This window comes from Chitinophaga polysaccharea, assembly GCF_007829335.1.
Classification (GTDB): domain Bacteria; phylum Bacteroidota; class Bacteroidia; order Chitinophagales; family Chitinophagaceae; genus Chitinophaga; species Chitinophaga polysaccharea_B.
In genome coordinates this window covers 111,670-129,497 of sequence record NZ_VIWO01000004.1, presented here as the reverse complement: position 1 = coordinate 129,497, position 17,828 = coordinate 111,670, and the positions used below count along the sequence as shown (strand labels likewise).

Sequence of the window (17,828 nt, the reverse complement as noted above, 5' to 3'; positions counted from 1 at the left end):
TCCTGAGCATGGTAAGCAGCGTTTTAACCGGCTGGGCTTTGCTATATACATTTCGCTTCAAGGCGAAAAAAAATACCATTACATGGTTTCTTATTTCCGCCTGCGGCCTCACATATTGCTACCTCAATTACTACAACGAATATCTGTGCGCAATTACGGGAATATTGATAATTATCGGCTCCCTGCTATCAATTGATGCCGCCAGGCTTACCAGCTTATTTTTCGCCAGTAAAATAGCATTGTCCCTTCTGGAACTTGCCGTGGGGCTCTTTCAGTTTATAAAAAAGGAACCTTTGACCGGGACATTTTATAATACAGGCATATTTTCTATCTACCTATCAATTTCAGCTGCAAGCATCTTACACCTGCTGCTATACCCGTCTGAATTCCCCGGTAGTATGTCCTCCCGGCACTTCCGAAAACTACTACTTCCATTACTAGCCTGCATAGTCATCGTAATTATCCTGAACCGCTCCAGGTCATCCCTGTTTGTATTATCATTTATAATGGCCGGCGTTTCTTTACAAATACCATCCCACATCTTTAAACGGCAATTTAAACAAATACTAGTATTGCTTATGGCAATTACTGTTCTGGTTTACTCGTTCTCCATTAAACAGGGATCAAGCAACGGGCGAATACTCACCAGTAAGATAGCATTACAGCACATCGGAGATCACTTCTGGTGGGGCACCGGAACAGGCAAGTTCACCTGGTACTATCCGCAATGGCAGGCAACCTATTTCTCAAACAATCCGAAAGTTCCGGCGAATTTAATAAACGCCTCCGGCGAAACCTATATAATTTTCAACGACCTTTTACAATTATTGGAGACTATTGGCGCGCTAAAGATGCTGATGTTGATTTTATTACTGGCATTTATTCTCAGAAAAAAATATCCAAGGAGCCATCCCTTCCATGCTATAAAAACCACTTTGCTATCTGTAGCGCTGGCTGGAGCCACCTCCTACCCTTTTCACACAAACATTTTAATTCTCGATGCTTTCCTATGTATACTGATAGGGCTCAAGGAATCCGTTAACCCCGCTTTCAAAACTGCTTCCAGCAACGGCAATACAATCCAGATAAGGCTACTCCTGATAATATTTATGGTATTGAGTGCAGGATGGTGGGAAAAATATATTGCAAATGAAAGGGCTGTCTTACTGGGAGGTGAATTCGATTTACCTGTTGAAGAACGGAAACAAGTGTATAAAGATTCGTATGCAGCGTTGAAAAAAGATGGCAAATTTCTGACAGAGTACGGAATACTCTTGTTAAGTGACTCAACAGAAACAAGGAATGCCATCGACCTCCTTCACCAGGCAAAAGCCCATTTTATCTCATCTGCGACGATCGAGGCTACCGGCAACGCCTATTTGATTAATAACGACTATAAAAACGCAGCCGCTTGTTATAAATGGCTAACGGACTATACTCCCGGCCTGTTCCTGCCCAAATATATCCTGCTCCAGATATATGTATCTTCATTCAGGATGAAAGAGGCCAAAGAACTCGCGGCCTTGATTACTGAAATGCAACCGAAGGTGTCATCTCCTGAAGTCTGGCAAATAAAAGAATATGCTAAAGCCGTTTTATCAGGAACTTACATTCCTAAATAAATACCTCGTAAGGGCTATCATTTGCTTCTATTATATCCACTTATCCTTAATCATCATCACTCTCCCCAAAACGTTGCAATATTAACTCGTAACACAAATATGCACCTACCCGAGGAATCCATTACACAGGAAAGTAATACTTATCGAGGTATTAACCCGCAAAAAAGCATCACTAAAAATCAAGATAACGGTGGTCAATTCTAAATAGGAAAACTAACTTCGGATACCTAAATTAAAAACTCTATGAAAAAGAAACTATTTGGCTTCTTCGCCGGCATTATGATCATTTCAGCCGGTATCTTCGCAACTAAAGCGTTCTCCCAAGTAGAAACCCTCAGTGGATGTCGTTGGAGCGGTAACCCCAGTGACTATTGCGTGATCGTATTAAACGGTCAGTTATGGGGAGTTACCAGCTGTGTAAACAGTGACAACGGTGGCAGCTGCGGAATACAACAATAACTGAAGTAATCCCCGCAGTTATCCCTTAAGAATGTTATTGGGTATTATTAACTTAACACCCAATAACATTCCATGCATTTGATAGATAACTATAAATTGATTCACTCCTACTCCGCATTTTGTTGGCCATTCAAACAATTATCAATCAAACTTTTTACAACCCTATAATATATGCCCATGCCGGTAAAAATTTCGTTTCTACTTCCTGTAATTGCATTAATTAGTTGTATTGCAGGCAGCAGTAGAAATAAAGATCAGGATCCTTCCACAAAATTTCCGAAAGAACAATCTCTAAAGAGTCAGAATATCCTACAAATAGAAAATAGCATTGCCAGTTTGCATCTGCAGGATTCCTTCCTGGTATTGCGTCACATGCAAAACTCATATGATCACCTTCTAAGTTTTGTTAACCTGAAAAATTATGCCGCCGGAATAGTTTTCGACAAAGTAAAATTTGGAGGAGACTCCGGGGAAGTTTTGAGCCCATTGTCCTGTGGCTTATACAAAGACAGCCTTTTCCTGGTACAGGATATTTCTTCCGGTAAAGTTGTGGTATTTAACCTGGGAAGCGCTCCCAATAATAATAATGGAGGTACTCCCTACACAGAATTTAATCTTCCAAAGTTTTTCTATTCAATTTGCCTGCTTGATACAGGATTCAATGTCATTGCCAATGGAGATAACGGATCTCTGAAAGAACTTCAAAAAATTGATCTGAAAAAAGGTACGATAATCAGTGAGTTTGGAGAATATACCTCAGCTCCTAAAACGGAGTCCGCACTCGAATGGAAAAATAAACAGGAGAGCTTTCTATTCATGAAACCTGACGGCAACCAGTTAGTAAGCGCTGGCAGATATACCGATCGAATTGAGCTGTTTGATCTGACCCAACATAAAAAACTGAAAACAGTTACCGGACCCGATAATTTCGGGCCAGAGCTGGGATATCGCTCAGTGGGTGGCTTTAATAAAATCATCCGGAACAACAAAACCAGGTATGCGTTTCTGGGCGGTGCAACCACAGATAAGTATATTTATTTGCTTTATTCAGGCAACAAATGTGATGGCCCGGATCAGTTCTACGGAAAAAGTATATTTATATACCGCTGGGATGGTACCCCTGTAGAAAAACTTAATTTAGACAAACTTGTCAGCAGTATAGCTGTTTCAAAAGACGACAAAGAGTTATATGCTGTAGATCCGGTAGGCAAACAGATCATTAAATCGTCCATTATATTCTAACGCCAAATGAAAGAATCAATCAAAACACTTACCAGCTGCTTCCTTTTTCTTTCATTGTACGTGATTGAGGTTGGATGTAAAGGAAAAGAGATAACAAAGCAAACAACTACGATTAGCCAGGTCAATACACAAAAATACACACTGCCAAAAAGTCTGGAAACCTTCTATACCAACCCGGAAAGACGCACAGCCGACAGCGCTGCTCTCATGAAGGCGCCCTATAAGCTTATTGTAGATGTAGATTTTTCCTGCCCTGTGTGTATCGTGGAAGTAGATAAATGGAATAATTTTTACTCCGACAGCCTAAAAAAATATCAAATCCCGATAGTGTTATTATGTCGTTCTGATGACAAATACAGGTATATGAAATATCTATTTAAAACCCAAAAGCTAAAGTATTTCCCTTTCCCTCTCCTATTAGATATCAACAATGAAACATTAAGATTAAATCCGAAACTGATTTCGGCAACTGGAAAGGTAAAAACAGTGTTTATTGGTGCTGATTCCCAAATACTATACACGGGCTTCCCTTTAGAGGGAGAAAAAGATAAAGAAGACCTTATAAAAGCAATCGCATCAATTAGCCCTGTCTCCCATTAATCATATCAAATAGCAGAAATGAAATCAAAATTCCTCCTTATCATCCTTTTCGTAGTAGCTACTAAAAATGTTATAGCTCAATCCAATGCTCCCATAAAAGAACAGGCCATTGTGGGTAAAGTCTTCTATAAATTTCAATATATACCCGATACTACAAAACCCAACTACCTCTTACAGGAAGATTTGGAGCTGGACTTCGGCAAAACAGCCAGCTCGTTCACAAGCTACTCAAAAAAAATGCGTGATTCTGCTATCCAGAAAAACATCAGGAAGCAGATAGCCGCAAATCCGACTACTTCCTATAACGACGTCCAGTCATTGCTATCGTCGTTCAACTATTCCTCACAAGAGGTCATTTATACAATATCGGATCCACAAAATAAAATTTTTACCGGGCAGCAAGTTGCCAATTCTTTCTACCTCGTAAAAGATACCGCTAAAAAAATCGACTGGAAGATTTTAGATTCCACCAAGACCATTCAGGGAAATATTTGCCAGAAAGCAACAGGAGAAAGTCATGGTAGGTTATACACTGCCTGGTTTTGCAGCGATATTCCTTATAGCTTTGGGCCTAGAAAACTTAGTGGCCTGCCAGGCATGATACTCGAAGCTTATGACCAAAAACACGAAGTTGTTTATATTTTCAACAATCTCGAAAGTAACATAAGCAATGAAAAGATAGGAGTCCCTAAAAACGCCACTGAGGCCACCTACAAAGAGTATAATAAATTATACAATGCATTCAAAAAGGATCCCGCCACTTTTTGGAATAACAGCGCCAGCAGTGGTAAGATAAAATTTGTAACGGGAGTAAATGCAGCCAGTGGCAAGCCAGTTGGAAAAGATAATAAAACCAGTAACACAAATAGTAACCCTATTGATTTAAAGTAGATATTCGACGCATCTATTTTTAAAACCTGGGAAAGCAGGGCAGATTAAATGCCCTGCTTTCATTTAGAAAAAATATCTCTTTATCACACTTTCCTATGACGATTAGAAAGATAGTCCTATTGTTATTTTTCATGACCTCTTCCATATGCGCTGAAGGTCAGGAACATATGACACATATATTTGGGAAAGTGGAAGATTCTATTCATCATCCAATTGATAAGGCAATCGTAAGCATCATTATTTATCGTAGCCAGGCAGGAATTTCATTTAATACCACCAATGAAAGTGGACGTTTTAGCTTCCAGATTCCAGACAAATACCATATTGATAGCCTGGCCATAAAAGTAAATGCCATAAACTTTGAAAAGTTAATAAAACATCCGGTTTTGGTGAACAAGGATAATTTAATCCAACTTAAATCTCTTCAAAAAACCTTACCCGACGTTGTTGTAAAAGGGACAAAGCCGATTGTGCAGAAAGGAGATACGATTAGCTATAATGCTGATACCTTTACAAAGAAAAGCGATAGATATTTAGGTGATATTATCAAAAACCTTCCAGGGATTACAGTCGACAATGGTGGAATAATCAGCTATCAGGGAAAGCCTATCAACAACTTTTACATTGGAGGAGATAATTTGCTGGACAACCGCTATCAAATTGCGACGGACAATATTCCATCTGCGGAAATAGCCAAAGTGCAGGTAATTGAACACAATCAGCATGTGAAAATGTTGAATGGTATTGTGCCATCGGACCAGGCAGCCATAAACGTTACGTTAAAAGATAAAGGCAAATTTCATGTCATCAACAATGCCGAACTGGAAGGTGGTATCCCCGGAAAGTGGAATGGAACGATTCACAACATGGTTTTCAATGATAAGTATAAGGCCATTAACGAACTAAAATCGAACAATGAGGGGCTTGATTATTCACGGGAAACTGGCCTCAGCAGCCTGGGTGGCGCGCCCAATCTGGCAAGGAGCCTATCCCTGTTTAATAAAGCTATAATGCCCAACCTCAACAATATGTACAAATTCAATAAATACAAAAGTTTGCGCATTAATGGATACTATCTGCACGATAAGCAATCAACCGAAAATGAGTCGTCGACCGCATACTACCTGCCAGGAAACGATACAGTGAAGTACAATGAATCGAACAAAAACAGTATGCCAACTGACGCTTTCAACATTCAATTAAATTATAATGTAAATAGTTTTAAAACGTACTTTGATAATACATTCTCCCTCAGTCAAACATGTGCCAACCTGGGCGCGGAAATATTGTCGAACGGGCAAAATATCCTGCAGCACAACTCAACAAAAAATACCAGCTTCAGCAATACTTTACAAGGATATCTTCAAATTCACAAAAAACATCTTGTCAATTATTACTCTTCCGCGCAATATTCAAATGTTCCACAAACATTATCGATATCTCCGGGTGCCATGCAAGACAACCTGAACGACAGCGTCCCCTATTTAAATACCTATCAGTTCCAGCGCACATCTACATTCTATACCAATAACAATATTTCGTACAGCCACATATTTGGACACTGGATACTCGGAACAAACACCGGCCTGAATTACCAGCAACAATATTTTCATTCCAATGTTCAACTGTTACAAAACAATCATTATACTACGGGACTCGCTGAATTTTCAAATGACTTGCACTGGCAAAAAGAACAATTTTACCTTACTCCCCAAATAGCATTCAAAAATGACAGGGATCAACTAAACATTTCAGCCCCCATAAACTTCACGCACATCAATTACTTCAACGACTCCGTTTTAACGAACCGTGATAAACTAAATCATATTTTTATTAACCCATTACTGAGCTGGCAGCGCAAAGTGGGCAAGGAAAATCAGTTTTCCTTCACCTACAACTTCGGCCAACAGGCAGCAACGCTTGCGCAAATATTTGGCGGGAAATTGCTGAACGGATACCGTAACTATTCATCATACAACCGACCCTTGCTTATCGGCAGCTCACAGACATTTGATATAGGATTCAACTTCAAAAAAATGCTGCTGGCATTCTTCGCAAATATAGACCTGGCGTACAGCTTAAACGAAAATTACTATTTAGATTCCCAGACAATTGAGCGCAATCTTACTACGGTTACGGCGCTTCCCATTAATAATTCGAGCAAGAATATTTCCCTTACCTGCAATGCGAGCAAATATATTTATTCATTCAACACCATGGTTGCTGTCAATGCTTCGTTCGCCCATGGCACATCGCAGCAAATGCAGAATGGTGTATTATTTGATGTAAACAACAATATATCGAGCTACAAGCTGAATATCACCCCAACAATTTCTGATTGGTTAGAAGTAAAGGTATCTACGGCATATATATTCAATACAAGTTCTTCAACTGCTGCGGGATTCCAACGACAATCAAACAGCCAATTCAATGAAACATCCTCTGTTATTATTTATCCTGTCAAACATCTGAGTATTTCTTTCGACAATCAATACCTGCAGTCTTCACAGACAGGACAAACCATATCTTCTGCCGTATTAATGAATAGCTATATTCAATATAATTTTCAAAATCCACAATGGCGCAAACTCCAGCTCAGGTTAAGCTCCAATAACATGGCAGATGTTCGTTATTACAATATTGTGACCACTACCAATAATATGATTGCCACCTATAGGTATTTGCTGCAACCCAGGATGCTGTTACTTTCAGCACATTTCGACCTGTAGCCCTCTGGCTTAATGAAATAAGTTAAATAGGTATGTTTATCCAGCTAAAAAAGATCGCTATCAAATCTATAGCATATTTACCCGGTTTATTTATATTATTTTCCCTTACCACCGCTTTCTACTGCGCACTGTTCACATATAGGTTTGCCTTCAATTTTGATCTTGATAACAATGATCAATACTTCGCTGCGTTTACAGTAATCACGGGATGGCTTTTGTACCTGCTTTTCTTTTCGATCCATGCGTTTAAGAGCGCCATTAGTTGCTATCAGTTCATCATGCTGTTGATATCAAACATCTTTATCCTATTATTATCATATAGTAGCTGTTATAGCCTGGCTAATGAGTACTTCACCTGTATTGCAATAATCTCCCTATTATTCATTATTGTGCTCACCGCCAAGTTAAGAGTATTGCACGTAATAATATGTGGGCTATCTGTTGCCTTTCTTTGGCAGCTCTACCTGGCATTTGATCAGATGGACAAATTTGAATGCAATATCACCCCATTGAATATTGAAGGAAGCTTGCAAAACACTGGCGTATACTGCTGTTATCTTGTTTCCAACCTGCCTTTTCTGTATTATGTACTTTTTAATTTTAAGACGGGAATACTTTCTAAAAGGAAGGACAGCACAACGGCATGGATTCAAAGCGCTTCAAAGGCTGCCAGAATATTAATTTTTAGCGCCTGCCTGGGCTTCTCTGCATTTATTATCTGGCGATCTGAATCGCGGACTGCCATTATCGCAATGGCAACACTCTTATTTTTCTTCCTGGCAATGAATAATAATATTCAGGTAAGAAAGCGTTTTTACAAACTCCCAAGACCTGTTGTGCTCTCATTGGCTTTTGTACTCCTTGGAGGCTTGGGCTATGCCATACATTATCTATTTCATTTAAAAAGGTTATCGGCATCTGGCAGGGTAATGAAGCTATACATTGCGGGAGGGCATTTAAGCGACAATCCCCTGCTGGGAACGGGTATAGGGCGCTTTACCTGGCACTATCCGCAATGGCAGGCAAGCTATTTCGCCAGTCATCCGAATCCACCCCAAGACTTCTATTTTAGTGCATCAGAAAGCTTTATTCTTTTCAATGAATACATGCAAATTATGGAAACCGTTGGCCTAACCGGCTTTGCAGGCTTTATAATAATTATGATCTTATTCTTCAAAACAAAATCCACAAGAAACCAACCATTGCTGAATGCCACAAAACTTACCGTAATTGCTATTCTTGCCTGTGGCTTTACATCTTATCCCTTTCATGTGAATATATTGCTGCTCCTGATCTTCTTCTGCTTTGCGCTAGCGGCGGTACTTGACGAAAACTTCCGTACCAGGTTGCCATATCTTTATGTACTAAAAACAATCCGCCCCTTGGCGGGCAAGATCGTTTTATGTCTTACGCTATTCATAGCAGCACTAGGTTCCTATAACTCATTTGAGCAATGGAAGGCAAAAATGCAGTGGGATAAGCTGCGTAACCAGGGTCTGGCAGACGTAGAAGAAAGAAAAGGCTATGAGCAGCTGTATGAAGCATTCAAATATAATGGCAAATTCCTAACGGAATACGGTATGTTTCTCATGAAAGACAGCGCAAGCAGCCAAGAAGCTGTTACGATTTTGGAAGAAGCTAAAAGGTATGTTATCTCTTCCATTAATATGGAGGCATTGGGACGATCCTATAAAAAAGCTGGCAACTACAAAATGGCCATTGAAAATTACAGGTGGCTGAGTAATTATATTCCATCCAGGTTCACAACAAAAATGGAATTGCTAAAACTATATGACCAAGTAAAAGACACCGAAAATGCCCAAAAGATTGCCCGCACAATTTTAACCATGCCGGTTAAGATCCCCTCTTATGAAGTAGTGAGAATAAAGAAAGAGGCGGGAAATATGCTAAGAAAGTATGAAACAAGAGGTGTCAACTAATGGAAAATGTGAGAATGGATTTATTATAATCAGATTTTTTCTTTTAGTTTGCATCGTCAACCAACCGAGACATTGCATAATATTGCCTGAGAAAACAACACATAATGAAAGAGAGCTCCTGAGCGAAACCGCGAGAGGTAATGAGGTTGCCTTCTCTGCACTATTGGACCTTTACAGAAATAAGCTATATTCACATGCCCTCAGCTATCTTAAATCTTGCCAGGAGGCTGAAGAACTGGTACAGGATGTATTCCTGAAAATATGGGATAACCGCCACCGGCTGCCTGAAATAGAGAACTTCAAAAATTATCTCTTTATATTATCCCGCAACCAGCTTGTTTCTGCTGTAAGGAAACGGCTAAAAACTGCTGCGCCCCCCACGGATGATGATCTAAACGAAGGATGGCTCCCCGACGGACAACTGGAATGGAAAGAAACCTATCAGCAAATACAGCAGGCCATAGGCCGGCTTCCCCCCCAGCAGAAAGCTGTGTTCATTCTGAGCAGGTTTGAAAATTTCACCTACCAGCAGATTGCTGTACAGCTACAGATTTCCCCCACTACGGTTAAATTTCATATGGTGGCTGCCCTTAATACGTTGAGGGAAGCATTGCATTATAATGTCTTTATGTTACTCATTTTACCCGGCCTCAAAATTTTTTTTTAAAATACCCTACCCGGCCCTACTCAATACTGCGTCTTTATATTTAGCTGGGAAAATAGCTTCAAACAAAACGTATGAATAACAGCGAATTTTATTCATTATTGGACCGGTATTTAACAGGCAATCTCTCCGTCGAAGAAAGAGAGCGGTTAACAGCGCTGCTGAACGACGATCATTACCGCGCACTGCTGGAAGCATCCATGGAAAAAACATTTATGGAAGATACGTTTACAGGTAATGAAACGGAGGGCCGCCGTAAGCGGTTGAATTCACTTATACTGGGCCGTATACAACACCAGGTAAGAACAGCCAGGTTGCGGCGCCTGCTGGCATATGCGGCGGCCGCGGTGTTGCTAATCGGTATCGGTATCTTTTACCTGTTGAAAACCCGGCTTGATCAGCTCCCCACCGCTCACCTGCCTTTAGCACAGAATGATGTAGCTCCGGGGGGCAGTGGAGCTATTCTCACCCTGGCAGATGGCAGCCGGATGCAACTCGATAGTATGGCAAACGGCGTGGTAGCCACTCAGACCGGCGTCCGCGTAATGCTGCAAAAGGGACAACTAGTATATGATGCAGCGCCAGGAGCCAGTGACGTTGTTTATAATAGTATATCAACTCCCAATGGCCGGCAATTCTGTATGAAATTACCTGATGGCACAGCGGTGTGGCTGAATGCAGCCAGCACTATCAGGTATCCGGTTGCGTTTAAAGGCAAGGAACGCCTGGTAGAAATAACAGGGGAGGCTTACTTCGAAGTGGCACAACATACCAATATGCCTTTTAAGGTTAAAATAAATGAAACCAGCACAGTGGAAGTATTGGGCACCCATTTTAATATCAATGCTTATAAAGATGAACCAGGCGTGACTGCTACACTACTGGAGGGTGCGGTCAGGGTGAGATATGCAGGAGAAACAGCTACCTTAAAACCCGGCCAGCAGGCGCTTATGGCAGGAGGACCGATAAAATTAAATACCGCTGTAAATATTGACAAAGTAATGGCCTGGAAAAACGGATTATTCAATTTTGATGGAGCCAGTCTGCAACAGGTAATGAAACAACTGGAGCGTTGGTATAATATTGAAGTGGTGTATGAAAAGGGAGTGCCCGATTTACGCTTCGGCGGAGAATTGAGTCGTAATTTGAAACTCTCTGAAATATTAAATACACTGCAAGATGTACATATTCATTTCAGGATCGAGAATAACAGGAAGTTGATTGTAATGCCTTAGGGGTAGGAATAAATTAATACTACACTCATTGAGTGAACAATGAAACATTTGGCTTCTGATGGCCGGAAGGGGTTTTATTGGCTAAACCAAACCACTTGAATACCAAAACCAACCAATAACCAACCTGCAGGAACAAAATGCCGGAAGTGATTAGAGCCGCTTCCGGCAATAGTTCCGATTGACGAAAATTTCAACGGACAAACTTCAATTTTATCAACCGTAACTGATGCAATCTATGCAAAAAAAGAATTATTGCCCCTGGCTAACCTGGATAAGGAGCCGGTGTAAAACCAACATGCTGCTACAGATGAAGCTGACCTCTCTGCTGTTAACGGGCGCTTTCTGTACTATTTATGCTACCGCAACTTCACAAACGATTACATTGTCAGTTAAGAAACTGGGATTAAAGGAAGTATTTACCGCCGTAAAGCAACAAACTGGGTACGTAGTTTTTTATAACCAGGGCGACCTGGCTGAAAGCCAGCTGGTGTCGGTAACGGCATCGGCGCTCCCACTAGCAGATTTTCTGAAATTGGTGCTAAAAGATCAGCCGCTGGAATTCCGTATCAGGGGAAATTCCATTATTCTTTCCCGGAAGGCACCTGTTTCCGCACCTCTTCCTGCATCGCCTCCCGCTAACTGGCCCGTCACTATTGTAGTACAATCATCGGATGGCACGCCATTGATAGGTGCTACCATCCGGGTGAAGAATTCGTCCCTGTCGGCCGCCACCGGACCAGATGGTAGCTGTACGCTGAATGTATCAGCAGGTAGCATACTGGTGGCAAGTTATGTAGGTTTCGACTCCAGGGAGATCACTATAAAGACCCCTTCCGCTGCCCGCCAGTTTACCATTGCATTGAACGCCGCTATCAGCAAGCTGGATGCCACCGTAGTAGTAGCCTACAATACCACTACGCAACGAAGAAGCACGGGTGCCATATCTGTTGTGAAAGGAGAAACTATCGCATCATTGCCTAATCGTTCATTCGACAGAAGCCTCCAGGGTACAGTACCTGGATTGCTGGTTACCGGTGGTAACGGACAGCCAGGCGGAGGCGCCAGCAATATGTTAATACGTGGAATTGCTACAGCCGTTGGCGGCAGCGCCAGGCTTCCTTTGTTCGTTATCGATGGCGTGCCGGTGACGCAAGATATGACCCAACGTTCCTTTAATCTGGGAACCACCCCGGTTACCAATCCACTAGCCCAGATCAATCCCGGTGATGTGGAATCTTATACCGTATTGAAGGATGCCGCCGCTATTGCACTATACGGGTCCAAGGCAAGCAACGGCGTAATACTGATCACAACGAAAAAAGGCCATGCGGGAAAAACAAATGTGAAATTCCGTCAGCAGGTGGATGTGGCATCACTTATCCATAGCAGAGAACCCGATGTATTGAATAAAGAGGAGTATTTAACATTGTTGAGAGAAGCCTATAAAAATGCCAATTCTACCCTATGGACCGATGCCACGATAGATGCCGACCTGAAGAAGAGATTCCCCTCTCTTACCAAGGCTCCCGGCGATTCAGCATTGTATGAGCCTTCCAACTGGAAAAGCCTGATCTATAACAATGCTGCTATTACCACCAATACAGAACTCAGCTTATCCGGTGGCAACGACAAAACATTATTTTACCTGAACCTGAGCTATCTGGATCAGAAAGGAATTGCAAAGGCCAGCGGCTATAAAAGGGCCTCCGTCCGTTATAATTTCTCCAACCGGCCGGCTAGCTGGATCAATTTGGGCCTGAACACATCCTTTAGTTTCAACCGGCAGGAAACGCCGTCCCAGAGTGAGAACCCTACTGAACTTTTCGGCTTCCCCTATACCGCCCCACCAGTATACCCTGCCTATTTGCAGAACGGCGCCTATTACCTACCGTCTACCACCGGTACCAACTACAATTTATCCAATCCCGCGGCCGCACTCCAATGGAATGTGAACAGGAGTATTTATTATCGGGCAATGGGAACCTTATTTGCAGAAACGTATTTCCTAAACCACTTTAAATTCAGGACAGATCTGGGCGGTGACTTTATGCTATCGCAGGATAAAACCAAAACAGACCTGCGGCTACCAATCAGTACCATCCAGGGACTAGGCGAAGTATCGGCATTTGACAGAGTACGTACCCGTATTATTTCTACCAATGTGTTGCAGTATAATAATGTTTTCCGGCAGAAACACTCGCTGCAGGTGTTAATGGGCCAGGAGGCACAAACCATTTACGCCAATAGCATAGCAGCGACCTCCAGGGGATTCACTGCACCTTATTTTGAAGAAGTAGCAGCCGGCAGCACAGTTGTATATGGCTCATTGAGCACTACAGGAAACAGCGCTAAAGAAACGCAGCATTCTCTCTTCTCACAGGCTAACTATAACTATGAGAGCAAATACCTGCTGTCGGGAAGTGTAAGAAGAGATGGTTCATCAAAATTCGGCGCCCACAACCGCTATGGTAACTACTGGTCGCTGGGAGCCGGATGGATAATCAGTAATGAATCCTTCATGGAAAAGACGTCCCACTGGCTCAGCTATCTCAAACTGAGAGGAAGTATTGGTACGGCAGGCAACTCTAGCTCGCTGACCGCTACTACCCGTTATTCATTACTCTCACTGGGTGGAAACTATGACGGTGCTGCAACAGCTATGCTTTCTGTTTTCCCGGGTAATCCAGACATCAAATGGGAAAAACAGTTCAGCAAAGACCTTGGGCTGGAATTCAATCTGTTTAAAAACCGCTTTGGCGCCGCGGTTGACCTATATCACCGGCTCACCTCCGATCTGATATACCTGGTGTCCCTCCCTGGCAGCAGCGGGTATTCCTACGGATTCGGCAACGTCGGGAATATGATGAATAAAGGAATAGAAGTTTCGGTCAATGCAGCTATCATACATAACAAACAATTTAAGTGGAGTGTAGACGCTAACTGGAGTGCCAACAAAAACAAGCTGGTAAAAGCCTACCAGAAGGAAAACATCAGCGGCTACCAATTGAGAAGAGAAAGCGAACCTTTCAACGCCGTGTACATGGTTCGCTGGGCCGGTGTGAACCCCCAGGACGGCACGCCACAATGGTATGATATCAATGGTAAGATAACCAACAGTTATTCCCTGGATAACCGGGTAATTGTAGGGCAAATACAGCCCAAAGGCTTTGGAGGTATCACTAATACGTTTTCGTACCATGCATTACAATTGTCAGCATTCCTTTACTATCAATACGGGAATATGATGTACGATAATAATACCGCCGCCTTACAGAATGATGGCACCCTTCCATATCTGAATCAGTCGAAAGCCGCCCTGGACAGATGGCAGCACCCGGGCGACCAGGCTAAGAATCCCAGGAGAGTGCTGAACAATCCGGATGGTGGCACCAATACTTCTACCCGGTATTTATCTCCCGGCGATTTTATACGCCTTAAAAATGTAACGCTGTCGTACAACCTGCCTGCCCTGGCCCATAGCACACATATGAGCAACATCCGCATTTATGCACAAGGTAATAACCTGGCACTCTGGACAAAGTACACGGGAATAGATCCTGAAAACGTAACGGCAGACGGAAATACTGCGTTTCCTTATCCTCAGACCAAAACATATTCACTGGGCGTGGATGTTTCTTTTTAATTTTTTAAAGCGCATTATTATGAAAGCAATAGTATCGGCCATATTATTTGTAATGCTTTTTGCAACAACCGGATGTAATAAGGATTTTCTTGAAACACCCCCTACTACCAGTGCAGAGCTGGGTCAGTTTGCAACCAGCTTGTCATCCTGCGAGCAATTGCTGAACGGGTCATACCGGACCATGCTTGATGGTTTTTACTGGGGATTGAGTTTTATATATGCCGACCTGATTGCGGACGATGTAAAGCCCATTCCCGGAAGCCCACTCTTCCTTGCACAGTATAACTGGAAACAAGTAGCTTCCGATGCCGGAGGAGATGCTAACCAGAATAATTATTGGAATGCCTACTACAAAACCATCCGCAGTGTAGCGCTGGTGATGGAGAATGTAGACCGTTTCAGCAATGAAGACCCCGTAAAGGCAAACAATATAAAAGGTCAGGCATTGGCGTTACGTGCCTGGATGCATTTCGAACTGGTGAACAGGTTTGCCCAGCCCTATAAATTTACTACGGATGCATCTCACCCGGGAATACCATATATAGTGACTTCCAATTATAGTGAAAAACTTAGCCGGGAATCGGTTAAAACAGTTTATGAGAACATTATCCGGGACTTGCGGGAATCGTTGTTACTACTACCTGCAAATACATCTGCCAAAAACTATATCAGCACCAACGCTGTAAAAGCGCTGCTTGCAAGAGCATACCTCTACAAAGGCGACTACTCCTCCGCAAAAAATCTGGCAGTGGCGGTAATACAGGCCATACCTTTTATGACAACAGGATATCCTCAAAACCTGTTTACTGATAAGGAAACAGAGGCGATCTTCCAGCTGGCGCCTCCCACCACCAACATCTATAATAATTTTTCGGGCACTTATTTCAGAGGCGTATTTCCCTACTTCCTGCCAACACAGGATATAGTAAGCGTATTACAGGAAAGCCCTACGGATGTGCGTAATAACTGGTTGTACCAGCAATCCGGTACCTGGAAGGTTTCCAAATATCCCAAAGGTATAGTACCCGGCATCTTTGATCCTTACGGCGCTCACTATCAAACACTCATCCGCTCGTCGGAAATGTACCTTACTGCAGCAGAATGCTATGCTGAACTGAATCGCACCGACAGCGCCATTTTTTATCTCGATCAGATCCGGATGCGCGCAGATACGGCTGCATTGCCTACTACTGCCACCGGCACGGCATTGACTGAACTCGTGCTGAAAGAGAGACGGAAAGAACTTGCATTTGAAGGCCAGCGCATCTTCGACCTGCTAAGACGGGGGAAGGATGTAGTACGAACAGATGCTCCTTCGGCAGCAGCAAAGGTACTGCCATATAAAAGCCCCAGATCGATAGCGCCGCTACCCGGACTGGAAGTTACCGTAAATGGTCTTGATCAAAATGACTCGTATTGAACAATCAAAAACTATAATCCATGAAGAGATTACTAACAGGAATGATACTGGTGGCCGCAGCCACACAGGCGAACGCACAGGAAGCTTATACTATCAGGGGGAAGCTCACGGCAGTTAAAGACGCTAAAATCATGCTCGATTACAGGATAGGAAAAAAACACATTATCGATTCTACTGAGATCAAAAATGGTATTTTTACCCTGAAAGGGAATGTAGCTCAACCGATGAAGGCCAGTCTCACTGTAAAGAACCTGAATGATGACGGCACGATGAGCCTGGAAAAAATATGGGACAGGGATACCCGTGACCTCTACCTGGAAAAAGGACGCATAACCGTGGAAGGAACTAACCTGAAAGAAGCCGTGGTAAACGGCGGGAAAGCACAGGCCGACCTGAATAAGCTGAATAAGGAGCTGGAACCGTACATGCGGCAACTGAAACCTTTAACCGACGAATTGAAGAAATACTTTGTAGTAAAGGATGAACAGGGAGCAAAGCCCACTATGGAAAAGATAAGGCCCATCCGGAAACAGATGAATGAAGTGGAAGATGCCTTCAGAAAAGCACACCCCTCTTCCTATGTAACCTGGGATATGGTAAAACAGAGAAGCGGCATTATTGATCCCGTTACTTTTGAGCCCATGTTTATGGCTGTTGACCAAAAATTTCGCGATAGCGAAGAGGGCAAAGATATAGCCCGCAGGCTGGATATTACCAAAAAATCCGCTATAGGACTGCAGGTAATGGACTTCACCCAGCAGGATGTAAACGACAAGCCGGTGATGCTGAGTTCTCTGAAAGGCAAATATGTATTGCTGGATTTCTGGGCGAGTTGGTGCGGCCCTTGTCGCGCGGAAAATCCGAATGTCAGGAAAGCCTATGAACTGTTCAAAGACAAAAACTTTGAAATCATGGCTGTTTCCCTGGATGACAATAAATCCAAATGGCTGGAGGCAATTGAGAAAGATGGTTTGCCATGGATTCATGTAAGCGATCTGAAAGGCTGGAACAACGTCGTAGCGAAACAATTTGGTATAATGGCGATACCACAAAATATTCTCATAGACCCCAATGGTATTATCATCGCGAAAGACATTCGCGGAGAGAAACTGGCGGAGAAATTGAAGGAGGTTATAAAGTAAGGCCGGAAATATAACCGGGCAGAAGATTTACAGGAAGCATTTGAAAAGAAAAAGGATACAGTAATCTTAGATTTTTACTGTATCCTTTTTTAACCGGATAAATACTGCAGCAGCCAGGTTATCCTGTAATGCCGGAATCATTAATACATTCGGAAATCATTACCACACGTTTCATAGTATCATCATTGTAATACAACCGGTCGGTGCATACCGACCGGCCATGATTTTATTCTCATTGTTC

General features: G+C 42.6%; 12 protein-coding genes. All 12 read left to right on the top strand.

Features of this window, described 5'->3' with window-relative positions:
• Positions 1–8 precede the first annotated feature (8 nt).
• Entirely contained in the window at positions 9–1,622 is a 1,614-nt protein-coding gene (locus FHW36_RS15205) for an O-antigen ligase family protein (RefSeq protein WP_145670419.1), read from the top strand.
• Positions 1,623–1,865: 243 nt separating this feature from the next.
• Positions 1,866–2,081, top strand: coding sequence for a hypothetical protein (locus FHW36_RS15200; RefSeq protein WP_145670418.1), 216 nt, complete (start codon positions 1,866–1,868; stop codon positions 2,079–2,081).
• A 177-nt stretch (positions 2,082–2,258) separates the two neighbouring features.
• Positions 2,259–3,323, top strand: a complete 1,065-nt coding sequence (locus tag FHW36_RS15195; protein ID WP_186452465.1) for a BF3164 family lipoprotein — start codon at positions 2,259–2,261, stop codon at positions 3,321–3,323.
• Between the two features lie 6 nt (positions 3,324–3,329).
• Positions 3,330–3,923, top strand: coding sequence for a hypothetical protein (locus FHW36_RS15190; RefSeq protein WP_145670416.1), 594 nt, complete (start codon positions 3,330–3,332; stop codon positions 3,921–3,923).
• A gap of 18 nt (positions 3,924–3,941) precedes the next feature.
• Positions 3,942–4,814 (top strand): GLPGLI family protein, encoded by an 873-nt coding sequence (locus FHW36_RS15185; RefSeq protein WP_145670415.1) that lies wholly within the window; start codon positions 3,942–3,944, stop codon positions 4,812–4,814.
• Positions 4,815–4,981: 167 nt separating this feature from the next.
• A complete protein-coding gene (locus tag FHW36_RS15180; RefSeq protein WP_145670414.1) occupies positions 4,982–7,543 on the top strand; it encodes a TonB-dependent receptor in 2,562 nt (853 codons plus the stop codon).
• Between the two features lie 32 nt (positions 7,544–7,575).
• Positions 7,576–9,483, top strand: coding sequence for an O-antigen ligase family protein (locus FHW36_RS15175; protein WP_145670413.1), 1,908 nt, complete (start codon positions 7,576–7,578; stop codon positions 9,481–9,483).
• 82 nt (positions 9,484–9,565) lie between these two features.
• Positions 9,566–10,150, top strand: a complete 585-nt coding sequence (locus tag FHW36_RS15170; RefSeq protein WP_186452464.1) for an RNA polymerase sigma factor — start codon at positions 9,566–9,568, stop codon at positions 10,148–10,150.
• Positions 10,151–10,221: 71 nt separating this feature from the next.
• The gene (locus tag FHW36_RS15165) at positions 10,222–11,382 is read left to right on the top strand and encodes a FecR family protein (RefSeq protein WP_145670411.1); all 1,161 of its coding nucleotides are present in this window, start codon (positions 10,222–10,224) and stop codon (positions 11,380–11,382) included.
• Positions 11,383–11,689: 307 nt separating this feature from the next.
• Positions 11,690–15,025, top strand: coding sequence for a TonB-dependent receptor (locus FHW36_RS15160; protein ID WP_186452463.1), 3,336 nt, complete (start codon positions 11,690–11,692; stop codon positions 15,023–15,025).
• Between the two features lie 19 nt (positions 15,026–15,044).
• Complete coding sequence (locus tag FHW36_RS15155; RefSeq protein WP_186452462.1) at positions 15,045–16,445, top strand: RagB/SusD family nutrient uptake outer membrane protein; 1,401 nt, start codon at positions 15,045–15,047, stop codon at positions 16,443–16,445.
• A 20-nt stretch (positions 16,446–16,465) separates the two neighbouring features.
• Entirely contained in the window at positions 16,466–17,587 is a 1,122-nt protein-coding gene (locus tag FHW36_RS15150; protein ID WP_145670408.1) for a TlpA disulfide reductase family protein, read from the top strand.
• Positions 17,588–17,828 lie beyond the last annotated feature (241 nt).

Bases quoted from the DNA above. Each gene is read 5' to 3' on its own strand.
- FHW36_RS15205 (WP_145670419.1), top strand. From the start codon at position 9: ATGGTAAGCAGCGTTTTAACCGGCTGGGCTTTGCTATATACATTTCGC.
- FHW36_RS15200 (WP_145670418.1), top strand. From the start codon at position 1,866: ATGAAAAAGAAACTATTTGGCTTCTTCGCCGGCATTATGATCATTTCA.
- FHW36_RS15195 (WP_186452465.1), top strand. From the start codon at position 2,259: ATGCCGGTAAAAATTTCGTTTCTACTTCCTGTAATTGCATTAATTAGT.
- FHW36_RS15190 (WP_145670416.1), top strand. From the start codon at position 3,330: ATGAAAGAATCAATCAAAACACTTACCAGCTGCTTCCTTTTTCTTTCA.
- FHW36_RS15185 (WP_145670415.1), top strand. From the start codon at position 3,942: ATGAAATCAAAATTCCTCCTTATCATCCTTTTCGTAGTAGCTACTAAA.
- FHW36_RS15180 (WP_145670414.1), top strand. From the start codon at position 4,982: ATGACACATATATTTGGGAAAGTGGAAGATTCTATTCATCATCCAATT.
- FHW36_RS15175 (WP_145670413.1), top strand. From the start codon at position 7,576: ATGTTTATCCAGCTAAAAAAGATCGCTATCAAATCTATAGCATATTTA.
- FHW36_RS15165 (WP_145670411.1), top strand. From the start codon at position 10,222: ATGAATAACAGCGAATTTTATTCATTATTGGACCGGTATTTAACAGGC.
- FHW36_RS15160 (WP_186452463.1), top strand. From the start codon at position 11,690: ATGAAGCTGACCTCTCTGCTGTTAACGGGCGCTTTCTGTACTATTTAT.
- FHW36_RS15155 (WP_186452462.1), top strand. From the start codon at position 15,045: ATGAAAGCAATAGTATCGGCCATATTATTTGTAATGCTTTTTGCAACA.
- FHW36_RS15150 (WP_145670408.1), top strand. From the start codon at position 16,466: ATGAAGAGATTACTAACAGGAATGATACTGGTGGCCGCAGCCACACAG.